This is a genomic window from Corynebacterium sp. HMSC068H04, assembly GCF_001811255.1.
Lineage (GTDB): Bacteria > Actinomycetota > Actinomycetes > Mycobacteriales > Mycobacteriaceae > Corynebacterium > Corynebacterium hesseae.
This window is the reverse complement of sequence record NZ_KV804021.1, coordinates 40,772-57,779: the sequence shown is the minus strand read 5'-3', so window position 1 is coordinate 57,779 and position 17,008 is coordinate 40,772. Positions and strand designations below refer to the sequence as shown.

At 61.4% G+C, this 17,008-nt stretch carries 16 protein-coding genes; 8 read left to right on the top strand and 8 right to left on the bottom strand.

All coding sequences use genetic code 11. From position 1 onward, the window contains the following. Window positions 1–6 precede the first annotated feature (6 nt). The 8 genes from murJ (at window position 7) to HMPREF2792_RS11040 (ending at window position 11,811) form a co-directional block, all read left to right on the top strand. Complete coding sequence (murJ, locus tag HMPREF2792_RS11075) at window positions 7–3,249, top strand: murein biosynthesis integral membrane protein MurJ (RefSeq protein ID WP_070533611.1); 3,243 nt, start codon at window positions 7–9, stop codon at window positions 3,247–3,249. Between the two features lie 217 nt (window positions 3,250–3,466). Then, complete coding sequence (locus tag HMPREF2792_RS11070) at window positions 3,467–4,000, top strand: YceI family protein (RefSeq protein ID WP_070533609.1); 534 nt, start codon at window positions 3,467–3,469, stop codon at window positions 3,998–4,000. A 266-nt stretch (window positions 4,001–4,266) separates the two neighbouring features. Further along, complete coding sequence (locus HMPREF2792_RS11065) at window positions 4,267–5,979, top strand: ATP-binding protein (protein WP_070533607.1); 1,713 nt, start codon at window positions 4,267–4,269, stop codon at window positions 5,977–5,979. Window positions 5,980–6,022: 43 nt separating this feature from the next. Further along, window positions 6,023–8,533 (top strand): aminopeptidase N, encoded by a 2,511-nt coding sequence (gene pepN / locus HMPREF2792_RS11060; RefSeq protein ID WP_070533606.1) that lies wholly within the window; start codon window positions 6,023–6,025, stop codon window positions 8,531–8,533. 138 nt (window positions 8,534–8,671) lie between these two features. Beyond that, window positions 8,672–9,214 (top strand): RNA polymerase sigma factor, encoded by a 543-nt coding sequence (locus tag HMPREF2792_RS11055; protein ID WP_070533756.1) that lies wholly within the window; start codon window positions 8,672–8,674, stop codon window positions 9,212–9,214. Window positions 9,215–9,303: 89 nt separating this feature from the next. After that, window positions 9,304–10,230 (top strand): thioredoxin-disulfide reductase, encoded by a 927-nt coding sequence (gene trxB / locus HMPREF2792_RS11050; RefSeq protein WP_070521911.1) that lies wholly within the window; start codon window positions 9,304–9,306, stop codon window positions 10,228–10,230. Between the two features lie 7 nt (window positions 10,231–10,237). Further along, entirely contained in the window at window positions 10,238–10,561 is a 324-nt protein-coding gene (trxA, locus tag HMPREF2792_RS11045; protein ID WP_070533604.1) for a thioredoxin, read from the top strand. Between the two features lie 65 nt (window positions 10,562–10,626). Further along, window positions 10,627–11,811 (top strand): N-acetylmuramoyl-L-alanine amidase, encoded by a 1,185-nt coding sequence (locus HMPREF2792_RS11040; protein ID WP_070533601.1) that lies wholly within the window; start codon window positions 10,627–10,629, stop codon window positions 11,809–11,811. A gap of 5 nt (window positions 11,812–11,816) precedes the next feature. Here the strand turns inward: HMPREF2792_RS11040 and HMPREF2792_RS11035 are convergent, their stop codons facing one another. From HMPREF2792_RS11035 to rpmH, 8 genes are read right to left on the bottom strand one after another with little or no spacing between them, the layout of a single operon-like run. Next, a complete protein-coding gene (locus HMPREF2792_RS11035; protein WP_070533599.1) occupies window positions 11,817–12,392 on the bottom strand; it encodes a hypothetical protein in 576 nt (191 codons plus the stop codon). Between the two features lie 6 nt (window positions 12,393–12,398). Next, entirely contained in the window at window positions 12,399–13,454 is a 1,056-nt protein-coding gene (locus HMPREF2792_RS11030) for a ParB/RepB/Spo0J family partition protein (protein WP_070533598.1), read from the bottom strand. Window positions 13,455–13,460: 6 nt separating this feature from the next. Continuing rightward, on the bottom strand, window positions 13,461–14,309 hold the full coding sequence (locus HMPREF2792_RS11025; RefSeq protein WP_070533596.1) for a ParA family protein: 849 nt from the start codon (window positions 14,307–14,309) through the stop codon (window positions 13,461–13,463). A gap of 10 nt (window positions 14,310–14,319) precedes the next feature. Next, on the bottom strand, window positions 14,320–14,949 hold the full coding sequence (rsmG, locus tag HMPREF2792_RS11020) for a 16S rRNA (guanine(527)-N(7))-methyltransferase RsmG (RefSeq protein ID WP_070521930.1): 630 nt from the start codon (window positions 14,947–14,949) through the stop codon (window positions 14,320–14,322). A gap of 23 nt (window positions 14,950–14,972) precedes the next feature. Continuing rightward, the gene (gene yidC, locus HMPREF2792_RS11015) at window positions 14,973–15,959 is read right to left on the bottom strand and encodes a membrane protein insertase YidC (RefSeq protein ID WP_070533594.1); all 987 of its coding nucleotides are present in this window, start codon (window positions 15,957–15,959) and stop codon (window positions 14,973–14,975) included. A 9-nt stretch (window positions 15,960–15,968) separates the two neighbouring features. Beyond that, window positions 15,969–16,247 (bottom strand): membrane protein insertion efficiency factor YidD, encoded by a 279-nt coding sequence (gene yidD / locus HMPREF2792_RS11010; RefSeq protein ID WP_070533592.1) that lies wholly within the window; start codon window positions 16,245–16,247, stop codon window positions 15,969–15,971. Beyond that, window positions 16,235–16,603, bottom strand: coding sequence for a ribonuclease P protein component (gene rnpA, locus HMPREF2792_RS11005; RefSeq protein WP_070533590.1), 369 nt, complete (start codon window positions 16,601–16,603; stop codon window positions 16,235–16,237). The genes yidD and rnpA overlap by 13 nt, the downstream gene beginning before the upstream one ends. A 3-nt stretch (window positions 16,604–16,606) precedes the next feature. Further along, window positions 16,607–16,750: a 50S ribosomal protein L34 gene (rpmH, locus tag HMPREF2792_RS11000; protein ID WP_003847033.1), complete on the bottom strand. Its 144-nt coding sequence runs from the start codon at window positions 16,748–16,750 to the stop codon at window positions 16,607–16,609. Between the last annotated feature and the right edge of the window lie 258 nt (window positions 16,751–17,008).

Genomic DNA, 17,008 nt, shown 5'->3' with positions numbered 1-17,008 from the left:
TTCTCAATGACACATGAACCTAAGTCTGGTGCCCGCCGACGCATTGTCACGCCTTCGCCGCCGGCGCCGGTACCGGAAAAGCGCGCGCCGAGTGGCGTCGTTGCTGTCGACGACGAACTCGAGGACCGCTCGGGACTGAAGGGCAAGGCAGCCGCTGCCTCGAGTGAGCCCTCCGGCGAAAAGAACTCCGACGGCGCCGTCGTTCGCGCAACCGGCTCCATGGCCATTGCGACGATGATTTCCCGCATCACGGGATTCATCCGCAACGTGCTCATCGGCTCGTCGCTCGGCCCGGCTATTTCCTCCGCCTTCACCACGGCGAACCAGCTGCCCAACCTCATCACGGAGATCGTGCTGGGCGCGGTGCTGACCTCGCTCGTGGTGCCCGTGCTGGTGCGCGCGGAAAAGGAAGACGCTGACCGTGGCGAGGACTTTGTCCGGCGCCTCTTCACGCTGGCCTTCTCCCTGCTGGCCACGATCACGGTGCTTTCCTGCATCTTTGCCCCGCAGTTAACGCGCATGATGTTGCCGGAGGACGGCGAGGTCAATGCCGTGCAGGCCACCTCCTTTGCCTACTTGCTGCTGCCGCAGATCTTCTTCTACGGGCTTTTCGCGCTCTTCCAAGCGGTGCTCAACACCAAGAGCATCTTTGGGCCAGGCGCGTGGGCACCGGTGGTCAATAACATCATCTCGATCACGGTGCTCGTGGCCTACCAGCTGCTCCCGGGCAGCTTGCATCCCGATGCGCCTTCGCCGATCACAGACCGGCACGTGCTGCTCCTAGCCCTAGGTACCACGGCCGGTGTGGTGGTGCAATGCCTCATCCTTTTCCCTTATCTCAAGAAGGCGGGCATTAACCTCAAGCCGCTGTGGGGCCTGGATGACCGCCTCAAGCAATTCGGCGGGATGGCCATGGCCATCGTGGCCTACGTAGCGGTTTCCCAGCTGGGTTACGTCATCACCTCCCGCGTGGCGGCCCATGCGGACAAAGAAGCGCCGTTTATCTACCAGCAGGCATGGCTTCTCCTGCAGGTACCCTATGGCGTCATTGGCGTCACGCTGCTCACCGCAATTATGCCGCGCCTGTCCCGCAACGCCGCGGACGGTGACGTCAAGGCCGTGGTCCGGGATCTCACGCTGGGCACGAAGCTGACGTTTATCGCCCTGATTCCCATCGTCATCTTCATGACGGGATTCGGCATCCCGATCGCCCGCGGCCTTTTCCAATACGGCGCCTTCAACGCCAAGGCGGCCGAGGTACTCGGCCTCACGCTGAGCTTCTCTGCCTTTACCCTCATCCCATACGCCCTCGTGCTGCTGCACCTACGCGTCTTCTACGCCCGCGAAGAAGCGTGGACGCCGACGTTTATCATCGCTGGCATCACGCTCACCAAGTCGGTGCTCTCCCTGCTTGCCCCACACGTGGCGGATTCCCCCGACCGCGTGGTCGTCCTTCTGGGCACTGCCAATGGCTTCGGCTTCGTGGCCGGCGCGGTGATCGGCGGCTTCCTGCTCAAGCGAAAGCTGGGCAGCCTGGGTGGCCGCGCGGTTATCGCGACGACTATCTGGTCAGTACTGGCCTCCCTCGTGGGCCTCGTGGTGGCCTTCGTCATCAATTACGTCATCAACCTCGTGCTCCCGGAGCAGGTGCCGCCGTTCGTGTACCTGCTGAAGCTTGCCGTGGCGGGCCTCATCTTCGTGGCTGTCACCGGCATCGTGCTTTCGCGCTCGGGTTTGCCGGAAGTCATCAACCTTGGCCGCCAGCTGCAGCGCATCCCCGGCATGTCCCGCATCATCAAGATCGAGCATGCCGAGGCCATCGAGGTCGAGGCCCCAGAGCAGCTGGAGATCCAGCCGATCTTCAGCGTGGATGCCTTCAACTCCTCGCCGGTACCGCCGCCGATGTCCGCCGGTATTGTCCGCGGGCCGCGCTTGGTGCCGGGCGCACCGGTATCCGATGGCCGCTTCCGCCTCCTCAAGGACTACGGCTCTGCCGCGGGTACCCGCTTCTGGAAGGCCCGCGAGCAGGCCACCGGCCGCCTTGTATCGCTGACATTCGTGGACACCACGGGCGAGGCTCCGATGGCTCCCGCCACCCCGGCGGTAGCCGCCCGCCGCTCCGCGGAGGTCTCCCGCGCCACGCGCCGCCTGGCGGAGATGGAGCTGGATGCCATGGCGGAGAACATCGACATCCTGTCCTACCGCCAGGGCTGCCTCGTCGTGGCGGACTGGGTGGAGGGCACCTCCCTGAAGACGGTCTCGGAGGATGAGGACCTCGATCCGCGCGCCGTCGCCCACGCCTTAGTCCCGCTGGTGCGCACCACGGCTGCTGCCCACGCGGCGGGCCTCGTGCTGGGAATTGAGAACCGCAACCGCATCCGCATTTCCACCGAGGGCATTGCCACCCTGGCCTTCCCCGCGGTGCTGCACAGCAACGATGAGGAGACTGACCGCTCGGCGCTGGCCTCCGCCATCTCGCTCCTCGTGGAGTCCACCAGTCCGACACCAGAGGTGCTGCAGGAGATTGCTGCCGACGCCGAGGAGGGCCAAGACTCCGATCTCGAGGACATCGCCAACCGCTTGGCGGCCTTCGCCGGCGATGGCGACGAGGGCGAGGAGACCCTCCAGATTCCAGTCGAGGAGACCCCGCGCAAGGAGGACCCGAGCCCCGCTCCGGGCTTCGGCGGCCGCGGTTACTCTGGCTCCGGCATCATCGTCCTAGGCGCGCTGGCCACCCTCTTCGTCGTGGCGATGGCCGCGCTCAGCGTGTGGATCCTATCCCATGTGGGTAATGAAAAGACTTCCCCCGTGGTGACGAAGAGCGAATCGACGACTGAAACCTCATTCCCCAACGTGCCGCCGGTGCTCCTGAAGGACGTCAAGACCACCTCCGTTCCGGAGGGCAAGGAAGTTTCTGGTTCATGGTCCACGAAGAAGGCAGACACTGGACTCCTGCTCAGCATTGACAAGCCCACGCAACTCCGAGCGCTTCCGCTTCAGCAGAGCAAGTCCACCGGCGCCAAGTACGAAGTCTATGGCGTTAATACCAAGGATTTTGACCCCACGGATCCTGACTCCGGCAAGCTCACCGAGCTCGCACACGGCACGCTAACCAACGCGCGCCAAGACATCGAGCTCAAGGAGAAGCCCGTGGCCTTCGACGGCGCCCTCATCGTCTTCACCGACATGCCCAAATCCGGCTCCGTGACACTGAAGGAGGCCACCCTGGTGGGCATCCCCACCAACTAACCCACCACCTCACGCATTTCCCCAGACCTCGATCCCGAAACTCCCTGCTCGCTGACTCAGACACACCACGCGCTTGACGACGCCCTGCAGGTTTCGGGTTGCAGGTCTGGGGCTTTAGTGTTCTTGCGATTTCTTCCCTTGACAGCTGAGTGAAGGAGCGTATAATTATTGTTGTCACGTCAACAATCTAGAGAAACCTAGAAGAAACGAGGAAACCATGACTATCACCGCAGGAACCTACGCACTGGATCCGGCACACACCACTATCGGCTTTGTAGCTCGCCACGCCATGATCACCAAGGTGCGCGGCAACTTCAACGAGTTCGAAGGCACCCTGACCGTAGGGGAGAACATTACTGACTCCGCCGCCACCGCCACGGTAAAGACGGCATCCATCGATACCAAGAACGCCGACCGCGATGCACACGTGAAGAATGAGGACTTCTTCGATGTTGAGAAGTTCCCAGAGATGACCTTCACCGCGACCAAGTTCGACGTTAACGACGAGGGTGAGGGCACCGTCACCGGTGACCTCACCATCAAGGGCACCACCAAGTCCGTCGATTTCAAGGTAGAAGAGACCGGCGTGGCCGAGGATCCCTTCCGCAACACCCGCCTTGGCTTCGAGGCTAAGACCTCCATTAACCGCACCGACTTCGGCATCGACTTCAACGCTCCGCTGAAGACCGGCGGCGTGCTCGTCTCCGAGGAGATCAAGATCGAGCTCGAGGTCTCTGCCATCAAGCAGTAAGCCCTCAAGCGCGATACCTCGCCTTGAGAAGTAGTTTTTAGTTGTTGCCCGTAGTGCCCATTTCGGTACTGCGGGCAACAACTTTTTGACAACTAAGGCGCCACAACCGAGTAATAAACAACTCTAAAACAACTCCTCAACAACTCGCGCAACACTGTGGCCTGCACTTTTAAGAATAAATCTGCGTCAGAAGCTGTCATATTAGTCAATAGTTGTTTATTAGTTGTTGCGGAGTTGTTTGAAACAACTCCGCTATACTACAGGCCATGAGAGAGGACGAACTCGACTTCATCATCCAGGCACTGCGCTCGATTGAAACCGGCGCAACCGCCGATAGCCTGGAATCCGAGATTCTCGATTTCAAAGAGGACCCTGCAGTCCACCCGAGAAATCGCAATCCAGACGCAACCCTTGTTGAATTCCTCATCGATGAAGCCGTGTGCTTTTCCAATGCCGATAACGGGAACGCTTTCATCGTGCTTGGAGTCGCAGACAAGAAATCAGGACCAGCGGCATTTACAGGCACCCAGAGGGAACTGGACTGGCTCATAAGAAAAATCTTCGAAGGAACACAGCCCAACATCCACGTCGAAGCAGAGGAGCTGGAGTGGTGCGGAGCCCGGCTCATCGTCTTGCGCGTTCCCCGTGGCATCACGCTGTATCAGCGCCCGAAGGGACAGGCAAGCAAACGGGTTGGTACTCGCTGCGTACCCCTCACCGAGCACCAACGCCGCGCACTCTTTTTTGAACGCGCCAACCCGGATTACACCGCTCACCCCTCCCGGCGAGGACTTGAGGAACTCGATATGACAGCCGTCGATCAGGCGCGGCACCTGCTAGCTCAAGCTAGAGCGATGTCCGGTTCCCAGGAGCCTGTTCCCGCGACGACCCGCGAACTTTTGGGAGAATTAGGGCTGCTGGATGGCTCACAAAACCCCACATACGCGGCCGAAATCCTCTTCATGCCTCCGGTATCCCAGCAGGTTACAATTCGACACTTCCTCCGTCTTGTACCTGGCGGTGAGCCGAGAACAACGGAAATCTCTGCGCCCCTCATCACCGCATACTTGCGGTTGAAAGAGCTAATTCGAGTCAATGCCCAGCAAGAAGTGGAGCGCATCGCACTTGCCACAGGTCAAGAAGTATCGATCAAGGCTTTCCCAGACACCGCTGTCGACGAACTCGTCTCCAACGCCTTAGCCCATCGCGACTGGGACGCATCGGCTGCAGTAGTCATCGACCAATCTCCCATAGCCTTCTCTGTATGGTCACCCGGTGGTCTTCCCACAGGTGTACAACGCAATCGAGTTCTCACAACACAATCAATTCCCCGAAATCCCCGCCTTATGACGGCGTTAAGGATGCTGGGGTTAGCAGAGGAATCCTCCCGTGGATTCGACCGCATGTGGGCATCGATGCTGTCGAGTGGTCGCCATATTCCGGAACTTCGCGCCGAGGAATCCTTCGTCGAAGTTATTTTGTCCTCTGGCCGCGTTGACACCGCGTTTGTTAAGGCCTTGACCGAACTCAAAGGTGCTTTCGGCGCTGAGCCTTTCGACAGCGTCAATGGTCTCATCATTGCCCGTCACCTTATGGACAACCAGATCCTGCTGTGCCACACTGCTGCCCAACTCATGCAAGTCAGCGAAGATCAGGCTGCGGATACCCTTCGGTGGTATGAGAGCCTCGGTTTCATAGAACAACTACGGGAAGCGCGAGAGTGGATACTTACCACCAAGGCCCGATCACTGATGGGGCTTCACATAGAAGGACACATCGCAGCGACCTCCGTTCAGGACTGGATCCTGGCTCAACTCAAAGAAGGAGCTGCACTGACTACGCGTGAAGTCGCCGAAGAACTGGGAGTAGACCGGGCAACTGTCACGGGAATACTGCGCCACCTGCGGACTATAGGCCAAGCGCGCATCGATCCTGATGGCCCACAGCGCGGGCCCAACACGCGGTGGGTTCTATCTTGACCGCCCTGTGATACGCACCGCAGCGGAGTTTAAGATGTAGCACATGACTACCGCAAACCTCACCCATGCAGAAGCTTCCGCCCGCAACGCCGCGCTGCGCCTGAGCACCTACGAGCTGCACCTCGACGTCACGAGCGCGCCAACCGACGCCGACTCTTACGAGGTCACCTCGCGCATTAGCTTCACCACCACTAAGCCCGAGACCTTCGTGGATTACTTGGGCAAGGCCGTGCACGCAGTGCGCGTCAACGGCGAGGAGGTGGAGAACACCTTCGACGGTGGACGGGTCTACCTGAGCAACCTTCCAGTGGGGGAGGAACTCACCGTGGAGATCACCGGCTCCTCCTATTACTCCCGCACCGGCCAGGGCCTGCACCGCATGCACGACCAGGCCGATGACACCACCTACCTCTACTCGCACCTCGAGCCATCCGATGCCCGCCGCATCTTCCCCTGCTTTGACCAGCCGGATCTCAAGGCAAGCTACGAAGTGCACCTCACCGGCCCGCAGGGCTGGCAGCTGCTCAGCAACCAGCCGGAGGTCAGCCGCGAGAAGACGGATAGCGGGGAAGTAGCGCACTTCGCGCCGACCCCTCTGCTGTCGACGTATTTGACGGCGTTTGCGGCGGGGCCGTACGTCGAGAAGCACAGCACCTGGACCGCACCCGATGGATCCTTAAGCGTAGAACTGCGCGCCTTCGCCCGCGCCTCCATGGCGGAATACCTGGATGATGAAATCCTGCAGGTCACCGCACAGGGCATGGACTTCTTCCACAGCAACTTTGGCTACCCGTACCCGTGGGGCAAGTACGATTCCATCTTCGTTCCGGAGTACAACCTGGGTGCGATGGAGAACCCCGGCCTCGTGACCTTTACGGAGCACTACCTCTTCCGTTCCGCCGCCACCCGCGCGCAGCATGCCGGGCGCACGAATACCATCCTGCACGAGATGTCTCACATGTGGTTCGGTGACCTGGTCACCCCGCAGTGGTGGGATGACCTGTGGCTCAAGGAGTCCTTCGCGGAGTTCATGGGCGCGGATTCCTCGGTGCACGCCACCGAATACACCGAGGCGTGGGTCAACTTCGCCGGCCAGCGCAAGAACTGGGCCTACCTGCAGGATCAGCTGCCCACCACGCACCCGATCAAGGCCGAGATCCCGGACGTGGATGCCGCGCGCCAGAACTTCGACGGCATTACGTATGCCAAGGGTGCGGCGGTGCTCAAGCAGCTGGTGCACTACGTGGGCCGGGAGAACTTCTACGCCGGCGCGCGCGACTACTTCCAGGAGCACGCCTTTGCTGCCGCCACCTTCGAGGACCTGCTCAAGGCCCTGAAGAAGCACACCGACCGCGACCTCGACGCTTGGTCCACAGCCTGGCTGCGCACATGGGGCCCGGATACGCTCACCCCGGAGCTGCACACGGACGGCGATAAGATCCACGAGCTCGCCATCGCTGTCGAGGCCGAGGACACCACGCGCCCGCACCGCCTCAACGTGGCACTCTTCGATGACTCCCTGAACAAGTACGCCACCCTCGACGTCGACCTGGAAGGCGAGCGCACCATCCTCGATGAGGCATCGGGGCTGCAGGCGCCGGCGTTGCTGCTGCTTAACGACGCCGACCACACCTACGCCAAGGTCCGCTTCGACGAGACCTCCCTGGAGACCATCCGCACGCGCCTGTCTGAAGTTCCGGATGAGCTTTCCCGCGCGGTCATCTGGACCTCCCTGTGGAACCTCACCCGCGATGGCGAGTGGCCGGTGCGCTCCTACCTGGACACGGTGCTCAACCACGCCCCGGCGGAGTCCAACCCGACGCTTCTGACCACGGCCTTTGCCAATGCTCGCTATGCCATCGACCATTTCGTCGGCGAGGATGACCGCGAAGAGATTCGCGCCGATTATGCCGAGCGCCTCTGGGAGGTGCTGCAGGCCGCCCCTGCTGGCTCCGACGCACAGCTCACCTTCGCACGCGCCGCCATCCAGGCACTCGCGGCCACGCCGGAGGAATCCGGCACGCAGCGCCTGCGCGCGCTGTACGACGGCTCCCTCGACGGCCTCGCCCTCGACCCGGACATCCGCTGGGCCATCCTCCGCGCGCTGGCCGCCCGCGATGCCGTCGGCGCCGAGGAGCTGGAGGCGGAGAAGGAGCGGGACAACACGCTCACCGGTGCCGCCGCCTACCTGGGGGCCTCCCACGCTTTCCCATCTGCCGAGCTCAAGCGCGAAGTCTTTGACCTCGTGCGCACGCCGGGCAAGTACTCCAACGCGGAAGTGGATTCCCTACTCGCGGCGTTTAACGCCCCGCGCTCGGCCCACCTCACCGAGGCCTTTGCCCAGGAGTATTTCGACTCTCTGGCGAAGCTCTGGGAGGAGCACCCCATCGAGATTGCTAACCGCCTCGTGCGCGGGCTCTACCCGGATCTCGCGATGGCCGACGCCGCCACCAGCGAGTTCCTGAGCAGCGAGCGCCCTCGGGCGCTGCGCCGCGTGCTGCTGGAATGCCAGGATGCGCTGCGTCGTGCGCAACGCGTGCGTGCGGCGCAGTAGACGCGGCGCGTAGCGGACAGAAGAATCTTCCCGTAAACTCGCAGACACATTAACGGGGGACAATCACACACCATCGGCTTCGGCCAAGGGACTGTGTTGACCCATGTGTCATTGCTCAAGTTTCCGGGGGGATTCTTCTTGTCAGCTCAGCCGACCGATCGTGAACTCGTCGACGCCTTCATCGGCGGAGATACTAAGGCCTTTTCGGCAATCGTCGAGAAGCACCGTGCGCGCCTGACGGCCATGGCGCGGCGCTACACGCGCAACGATGATGATGCGCAGGACATCGTGCAGGAGGCACTGCTCAAGGCCAGCTGCAACATGGCCTCCTACCGGCACGATGCCACGCTGAGCACATGGCTGCACAGGCTGGTGATGAACTCCGGCTATGACTTCCTCAACCATCGCTCCAACCGGGAGAACGCCTCCCTCGATGCGGAGATCATTGAGGATGACCGCAACTACGCACTCGCGCACAATCCCAGCGAGAACTTGGCGGAACGCATCACGGTGGCCCAAGCGATGGAGACGTTGCGCGAGGACCAGCGAGAAGCGTTGTACCTGACCGATGTTGCTGGCTATCCCATCGATGCGGTGGCCAAAGTACAGGGCGTTGCGCCAGGCACGGTGAAGTCGCGGCGAGCCCGGGCTCGGCAGGTGCTGCGTGCGGCGATAGACTGAGGCCGAGTAGAATCACACTATCTTTCGCGCGATGTGCGCGAACATGAATCAGATTCTGTCCAAGAATTGTCATCTCAAGGGAGTTTTTTGTGACCATCCACGATGTCGCCATCGTCGGCTCCGGCCCCGCCGGCTACACCGCAGCACTCTACGCAGCACGTGCCGAGCTCAATCCCATCGTCTTCGAGGGCTTTGAATACGGCGGCGAACTCATGAACACCACCGAGGTGGAGAACTACCCGGGCTTCCAGAAGGGCATCATGGGCCCGGAGCTCATGGAAGAAATGCGCGCCCAGGCCATCCGCTTCGGTGCGGACCTGCGCATGGAGGTTGTCGATTCCGTCGAACTCGAGGGCGAGGTAAAGAAGCTGCACGTCGGTGACGAGGTCTTCGAGGCCCGCACCGTCATCCTCGCCACCGGTGCAGCGCCGCGCTACCTGGGCATTCCGGGTGAATCCGAGCTCGCTGGGCGCGGCGTGTCCGCCTGCGCCACCTGCGATGGCTTCTTCTTCAAGGGCCACAACATCGCCGTCGTCGGCGGCGGCGATTCCGCCATGGAGGAGGCCACCTTCCTCACCAAGTTCGCCGAAACCGTAACGATCATCCACCGCTCCGAGAACTTCCGCGCCTCCAAGATCATGCTGGAGCGCGCCAAGGAGAACCCACAGATCAAGTGGCTGACCAATACCACCGTTGAGCGCGTCCTGGATAAGGACGGCAAGGTTGGCGGCCTGGAGGTCAAGAACGCCCTAACCGGCGAAACCAGCGAACTCGATGTCACCGCCATGTTTGTGGCGATTGGCCATGACCCGCGCTCCGGCTTCCTCGAGGGCCAGGTGGCCACCAATGAGGCTGGCTACGTCGTAGTGGAACAGCCTTCGACCAAGACCTCGCTGCCTGGTGTCTTTGCCTGCGGTGACTTGGTGGATGACCACTACCAGCAGGCCATCACCGCGGCTGGCTCCGGCTGCCGCGCGGCCATTGATGCGGAACATTTCCTCGCCGATAACCGTTAATAGTCACATGAGCAACATTAAGAACGTCACTACTGATTCCTTCCGCGCGGACGTCGTGGAGGCAGGCAAGCCCGTCGTCGTGGACTTCTGGGCTGAATGGTGTGGGCCGTGCAAGAAGTTGTCCCCGATCCTCGAAGAGGTGGCCGAAGAACTCGGTGACGACGTCTCCGTAGTCAAGGTCAACGTGGACGAGGAGCGCACCCTGGGTGCCATGTTCCAGATCATGTCCATCCCATCCGTGCTGATTTTCAAGAATGGTGAGAAGGTCGATGAGTTCGTCGGCCTGCGTTCCAAGGCCGACATCGTGGCGCAGATAAAGAAACAGCTCTAACTGGTATTCTTTAACTCGTTGATGGCGCACTGCGGTGCGCCTCCTTGATCACGAAAGGGGTAGGTGTGAACCGCGTTTTACGTGTAGGTGACCAGAGCGTTCGGGTCGCCGAAGCACGCGCAACCCTTGCCCGCCTCGGCCTGATGACTGACTACCAGGGGACGTTGTCCGACTGGAAGAAGCAAAAGTACTCCGAAGCCGATAAGCACTTTGATAACAATTTGGCCGAGGTCCTCAAGGCCTTCCAGCAATCCCGCGGCATCGTGCCTAGCGGCGATATTGATGACCTCACTCTGCGCGAGCTGCGCCAGGCTTCCTACACGCTGGGCGCCCGCGTTCTAGCCTATGAACCGGGCAACGTGCAGGTGGGCGATGACGTAGCACAGCTCCAAGAACAATTGCAGGAGCTTGGCTTCTACCAAGAACGCATCGATGGCCATTTCGGTGCCCGCACCTACGCGGCGCTGGCGGAATACCAACTCAACTCTGGCCTGCGCAGTGACGGGATCTGTGGCCCTGCCACCATTAACGCCCTCAACCTGCTGGGTCGGCGTATCACTGGCGGCTCGGCGCACAATATCCAGGAACGCGAGCGCGTGCGCAATGCCGGGCCAAAGCTGGCCGGCAAGCGCGTTGTGATCGACCCCAGCCTGGGTGGCCTCAACAAGGGCCGCACGGTCAGGGGACGCTTCGGCAACATCACGGAAGAGGAGATCCTCTGGGACTTGGCCGAGCGTGTTGCCGGGCGCATGATCGCCGCCGGCATGGAGACCATCATCTCCCGCCCGCGCAACGATGACCCATCGATCCGTGACCGCGCAGACATGGCCAATGCATTCGACGCCAACCTGGTTATTTCACTGGCCTGCGATGAATACCCCACGGAGAAGGCCAACGGCGTAGCCACCTTCTACTTTGGGTCGGAATCCGGCAACTCTTCCCTCATCGGTGAGACGCTCTCCGGCTTCATCCAGCGTGAGATCGTTGCCCGTACCGAGCTGGGTAACTGCCGCAACCACGGCCGCACGTGGGCGTTGTTGCGCCTGACGCAGATGCCGGTGGTGCAGGTCGTGCTGGGTTACCTGACCAGCCCCAAGGACGTGGCTATCCTTACCAACCCGGACCGCCGCGATGACATCGCCGAGGCCATCGTCGTCTCCGTCAAGCGCCTCTACCTCTTGGACGATGACACCGCCGTGACCGGCACCTACCGCTTCGACGAGCTGCTGCGCGCCGAGCGCTCTTCCTAAAGGGCTTAGGCCAAAGCGCGGGCGAGGAGGTCCTCCACCGCGGCTGCGGTCAGCAGGTCGAAGGCCGGGGGAAGCTCGAGGCGCAGGCGCGGGGTAATCGGGTGATCGCGCACCACCATGAAACCGGCGGACTCCAGCGTCTCCACAGGTAATAGGCCAATGCGAGCGGGTTTCTCGCGAAGGAGCTCTTCGGCCTGGCGGGCATCACGAAAGCCAAAGGCCTCAACGGCGCTTGCCTCGCGGGAGGTGAGGTGCATGATGGTGGCGTCGAGAAGCACTGCTTCCAAGCCCTTCGCCGCGCGGTGCGGCTTTACAAATAGCGAAGTCACCAGGACCGCATCCTCCGAGACGGGGGAAGTGGGCAGCTTGGCCGCACCGGGGGCAAGCTCAGGCGGGCAGAAGAGGACCGTGGCCTCATCGCCCACGGTAAAACCGCAGTCGCCGCAGCGCAGCAGGGTGGCGCTGATCCACGCTTCCTTTTCAAATGCAGGGTCAGCGACCGTGGTTTTCATCTCCCAAAAAATAGATCGGGCCGCCAAGGGGTTGATAGCAACACCTTCCTTGACGGCCTGAACGAGCATGGTGAGCTAGCTGCCTTCTTTGCCCTCAATGAGCGCTAGGATGCGCTCGAAGTCCTCTTGGTCACCGAATTCGACGACCATCTTGCCCTTGCGCTTGCCCATGGTGACGGTGACCTTGGTGTCGAAGCGATCAGCCAAGCGCTCGGCGGAGTCCGTAAAGAACTGCGGCTGCGGGGCAGCGGGCTTCTTGGTTGGCTCAGCCGGCTTACCGTCGCGCTTGTACAGGGTGACGGCTTCCTCAGTGGCTCGCACAGAAAGGCCTTCGGCCACGACGCGGTTGGCAATGAGCTCCATGGCCTCTGCATCCGGCAAACCCAGCAACGCGCGGGCGTGACCGCCCGATAACGTACCCGCGGCAACGCGCTTCTGCACGTCCACCGGCAGCTTGAGCAGGCGGATCATGTTGGTCACCTGCGGGCGCGAGCGACCGATGCGATCAGCTAACTCATTTTGGGTAACCCCAAATTCTTCAAGAAGCTGCTGATAGGCGTGTGCTTCTTCCAACGGGTTGAGCTGCACGCGGTGGATATTCTCCAGCAGAGCGTCCCGCAGCAGATCATCATCCTTGGTATCACGGACGATAGCCGGGATGGTGGCCAGGCCCGCCTTGGAGGAGGCGCGCCAGCGGCGCTCACCCATGATGAGCTCGAAGCCGCCCTCCTCGGAAGGCCGGACCACGACCGGCTGCAACAGGCCGAATTCCTTGATGGAGTGAACCAGCTCGGCCAAGTCATCCTCGTCGAAGACAGTACGCGGCTGCTTCGGGTTGGGCATGATGTCGCCGACGGAGATCTCACGGTAAGTCGCACCAATCACCGAGGGCTTGGCCTGACGCTTCTTCGAACCCGAGGATTGCTGGATAGTGGGCGCACCCTGCACCCTTTTTGTGCCGGCATCCTTGGGAGAGCCGGTGGACGCACCGAGAATGATATCTGCGGCGGAATCTCCCAAGCGTGGCTTGCGGGAGGGCGCACCCGGGCCGGACGGGATGAGCGCGGCCAAGCCCTTGCCCAAACCGCCCTGGCGCTGCTCCGGCTTGTGGTCTGCCTTCTTATCTGCCACGGTGTCCTATCCTTCCAATTCCGCGAAAATCTCTGGGCTTACGCCAATGGCACCCGTGGTGGGGTGCGGCGTGTAGTCCCCGCGCTTATCCAACTCGCGTGCGGCGGCGGCGTAGGCGCGGGCGCCTGTCGACGACGGGTCATAAGCGATAACCGTCTTACCATAACCCGGCGCCTCCGAAACGCGAACGGAGCGCGGGATGACGTTGCCCAAAACGACTGCGCCGAATTGCTCGCGCACTTCATTGGCCACCTGTTCAGCCAGCTTGGTGCGGGCATCGAACATGGTGAGCAGCACGCCGGAGATGTGCAGATCCTCGTTGAGGTGCTCACGGATCATGGAGATATTTCCCAGCAGCTGGCCCACGCCCTCCAGGGCGTAGTACTCGCACTGGATGGGGATAATGACTTCTTCTGCGCACGTCATCGCATTGATGGTGAGCAGGCCCAGGGAAGGCGGGCAGTCGATAAAAACGTACTCAAAGCCAAGCTCTTCGAGGAAGCCGTTGTGTAGGGCGTCATAGAGGCGAAACTCGCGACGAACCAGGGAGACCATTTCAACCTCCGCGCCGGCGAGGTCGATGGTGGCTGGAATGCAGTAGAGGTTTTCATCGTCGGGAGAGTGCTGCATCGCATCCTCCGCGCTGCAGTCACCCAACAAAACCTCATAGCTAGATTTGGTGCCGGAGGTGTGCTCCGCGCCCACCGCGGTGGAGGCATTGCCCTGCGGGTCCAAGTCGATCACCAGGACCTTCTTGCCGGCCTCAGCGAGCGCGGCGGCAAGGTTGACGGCGGAGGTGGTTTTACCCACGCCACCCTTCTGGTTCGCGATGGTGATAAGACGAGGATGAGTCATGCCGTCTACTTTAGTTCACGCGCGGGACACGGATAATGGTGGTGCCGTGGATGGTCATGACCTCGGCTTTTCCGCCACCGGCGCGCTTGATGTCGGCTGCGTCGCGCTCCAGCTCCTCGTGCACCGAGGAACCCTTGAGAGCGATCATCTCTCCGCCCTTGCGAACCAGCGGCAGGGACCACTTGGCCAGCTTGCCCAACGGGGCCACCGCGCGGGAGGTCACGATGTCCGCGCCCTTGACGGCCTTCTTCACCGGGCCTTCCTCGGCGCGGCCGCGGATGACGGTGACGTTATCCAGCCCCAGCAGATCGACGACCTCGTTGAGGTAGGTCGAGCGCTTCAGCAGCGGCTCGATGAGGGTGATTGTCAGATCAGGGCGTGCGATGGCGAGCGGGATGCCGGGCAGGCCGGCGCCACTACCGACGTCGATAAGCGTGGCGCCCTGCGGCATTACCTCCGCGACCACGGCGCAGTTAATGAGGTGGCGCTCCCACAGGCGCGGGACCTCGCGGGGGCCTATAAAACCACGGGTGGACCCGTCCGTAGCCAGCGAATCGTGGTATTTCTGCGCGAGCGGCAGACGCGATCCGAAGACGTCAGACGGGTCCAGTGGCACAGTGTCGGACACAGATTCAGTCACTGTGAAAACTCCTGGGATACGTTCTAGTTGTTCTTGCGGCGCTGCTTCTTAGAGCGGTGATCCTTCTTGCGTGCGCCCGGCTTCGGGGCAGAAGTGCGCTTGAGCTCAGCCTTGGCGGCTGCCTCTTCTTCTTCCTCCCGGTCCATCTTGGCGTAGACAATGCGGGTTTGGAAGAAGGTCCACACGGTGTTGGCCAGCATGTAGAAGAGCAGGCCGATGGGCCAGATGAAGCCAGAGAACACCAGCATTGCCGGCATAAACCACAGCATCATCTTGTTCATCATGGCCATCTGCTGCTGCATCATCTCCGCGTTCTGACCCTGCGGGGTAGCGGTCTTGCCGGCCGCGCGGCGCGCCTCCTGGCGGTTCAGCGTCATGCGGGCGTTGAAGTGCGTCAACGTCGCAATGATGGCGATGAGCGGCACGATGATGAAGGCCGCCTGTGCGGTGGTGGTTTCCTTAACAATCTCCAGACCGGAGTTGAGGCGCAGGTTCGCCACAAGCGGGACACCGAAGATCTTGGCGTCTACGAACTGCTTCACCAGCTCAGGTTTGAAGATGTAGTTCGCAATGGAGGCGTTCATCTCCTCCGACATTGCTTCACCCGCCGGGTGCCCGATGCCACCGGCGACGGCAACAGTGCGGTCAAAGGAGCGCAGCACGTGGAACAGACCAATGAACATGGGGATCTGCGCGAACATCGGCAGGCAGCCCGCCACCGGACGAACGCCGGCTTCCTTGTAGATGCGCTGCATCTCTTGGGCAGCCTTGGTCTGGTCATTGGCGTACTTGGTGCGCAGTTCCTGAATTTGCGGCTGGATCTCCTGCATCTTGCGTGAAGAGCGCAGCTGCGTGATGGTCGGCTTGACCATGATGGCCTTGAGCGTCCACGTCAGAAGAACGATGGCGATGATCCAGGTTCCGCCCCATGCGGAATCAAGGACGAAGCTCAAGAGCCAATGCCAGAACCACAAGACGGCTGAAATTGGCCAATAAATGAAATTAAGCACGAGAGTTGTTTACCTCAGTTGTTGTTTGGTCGGTACCGGATCAAACCCGCCCGGGTGCCAGGGACCGCACTTGCATAACCTGGCGAGGGCCATGTCCGTCCCCTTAAAGGCTCCATGGATGGAGATGGCTTCGAGGGCATAGGCACTGCACGTCGGTTCAAAACGACAGGTGGAGACCATCTTAAGGCCTGACAAGTGCTTTTGGTAGAAGCGCACCCCGTGAACTAGGACTCTCCCGAACCCGCGGGCTTCAGGAATTTCCTCTCCTTGAGAGTTCAGATATCCCATGTGCTTAGCGCTTTGCGGATATCACGCTCAAGGCGCTCACTGGTGGCACTACCGCTAGCGGGCAAGGCGCGGATAACAATGTCAACATTGGCAGGCAATACTGTCCCGTTGACGCCTTCGCGCATGAGGGACATGCACACATGACGAAGCCGCCGGGAGGTGCGGTGGCGAACCACGGCATTCCCGACGGCCTTCGACACGATGAGGCCGAACCGCGGCCCAGTGGCCGCGATGTCGTCTTCACCGTCGTTAAAGCGCAAATGCACGACGACAGTGCGCGTGCCCGCCCGGCGCCCGCCCTTGATGGTCCTCCGAAATTGCCTCGGGGACGTGAGCTTGTGCTGGGCTGGAAGCATGAATTAAGCGGTGAGCTTAGCGCGACCCTTCTTGCGACGAGCGGCGACGATGGCGCGGCCGGCGCGGGTGCTCATGCGGGTACGGAAGCCGTGCTTACGAGCGCGACGACGGTTGTTCGGCTGGAAGGTACGCTTACCCTTTGCCACGATTAACTCCTTGAAGTTGTTGGTGGATGGCACAGCCACACGCCGGTGAGGGCGGTGGGCATAAACATCCACTGATGAATGGTGTACGTGGGGATGTGGCTTCGCACGTGAAGCGCCGTGAGGCGTGGCGAGGCATTCCCACATGCAACATGTGCACCATGCACTGTTGCGATAGACCATCACAGGTTACGTGACAGATAGTGCGCGAAACAAATCGACACACTGGGTGTCCCCGAAATTACAAAGATGTTTTTATCC

What these genes read in the sequence shown, in the direction of transcription:
- HMPREF2792_RS11035 (WP_070533599.1), bottom strand. Translation starts at nt 12,392, where the DNA reads ATGCTCGTTCAGGCCGTCAAGGAAGGTGTTGCTATCAACCCCTTGGCG.
- trxA (WP_070533604.1), top strand. Translation starts at nt 10,238, where the DNA reads ATGAGCAACATTAAGAACGTCACTACTGATTCCTTCCGCGCGGACGTC.
- murJ (WP_070533611.1), top strand. Translation starts at nt 7, where the DNA reads ATGACACATGAACCTAAGTCTGGTGCCCGCCGACGCATTGTCACGCCT.
- HMPREF2792_RS11025 (WP_070533596.1), bottom strand. Translation starts at nt 14,309, where the DNA reads ATGACTCATCCTCGTCTTATCACCATCGCGAACCAGAAGGGTGGCGTG.
- HMPREF2792_RS11065 (WP_070533607.1), top strand. Translation starts at nt 4,267, where the DNA reads ATGAGAGAGGACGAACTCGACTTCATCATCCAGGCACTGCGCTCGATT.
- HMPREF2792_RS11070 (WP_070533609.1), top strand. Translation starts at nt 3,467, where the DNA reads ATGACTATCACCGCAGGAACCTACGCACTGGATCCGGCACACACCACT.
- yidD (WP_070533592.1), bottom strand. Translation starts at nt 16,247, where the DNA reads ATGGGATATCTGAACTCTCAAGGAGAGGAAATTCCTGAAGCCCGCGGG.
- rnpA (WP_070533590.1), bottom strand. Translation starts at nt 16,603, where the DNA reads ATGCTTCCAGCCCAGCACAAGCTCACGTCCCCGAGGCAATTTCGGAGG.
- pepN (WP_070533606.1), top strand. Translation starts at nt 6,023, where the DNA reads ATGACTACCGCAAACCTCACCCATGCAGAAGCTTCCGCCCGCAACGCC.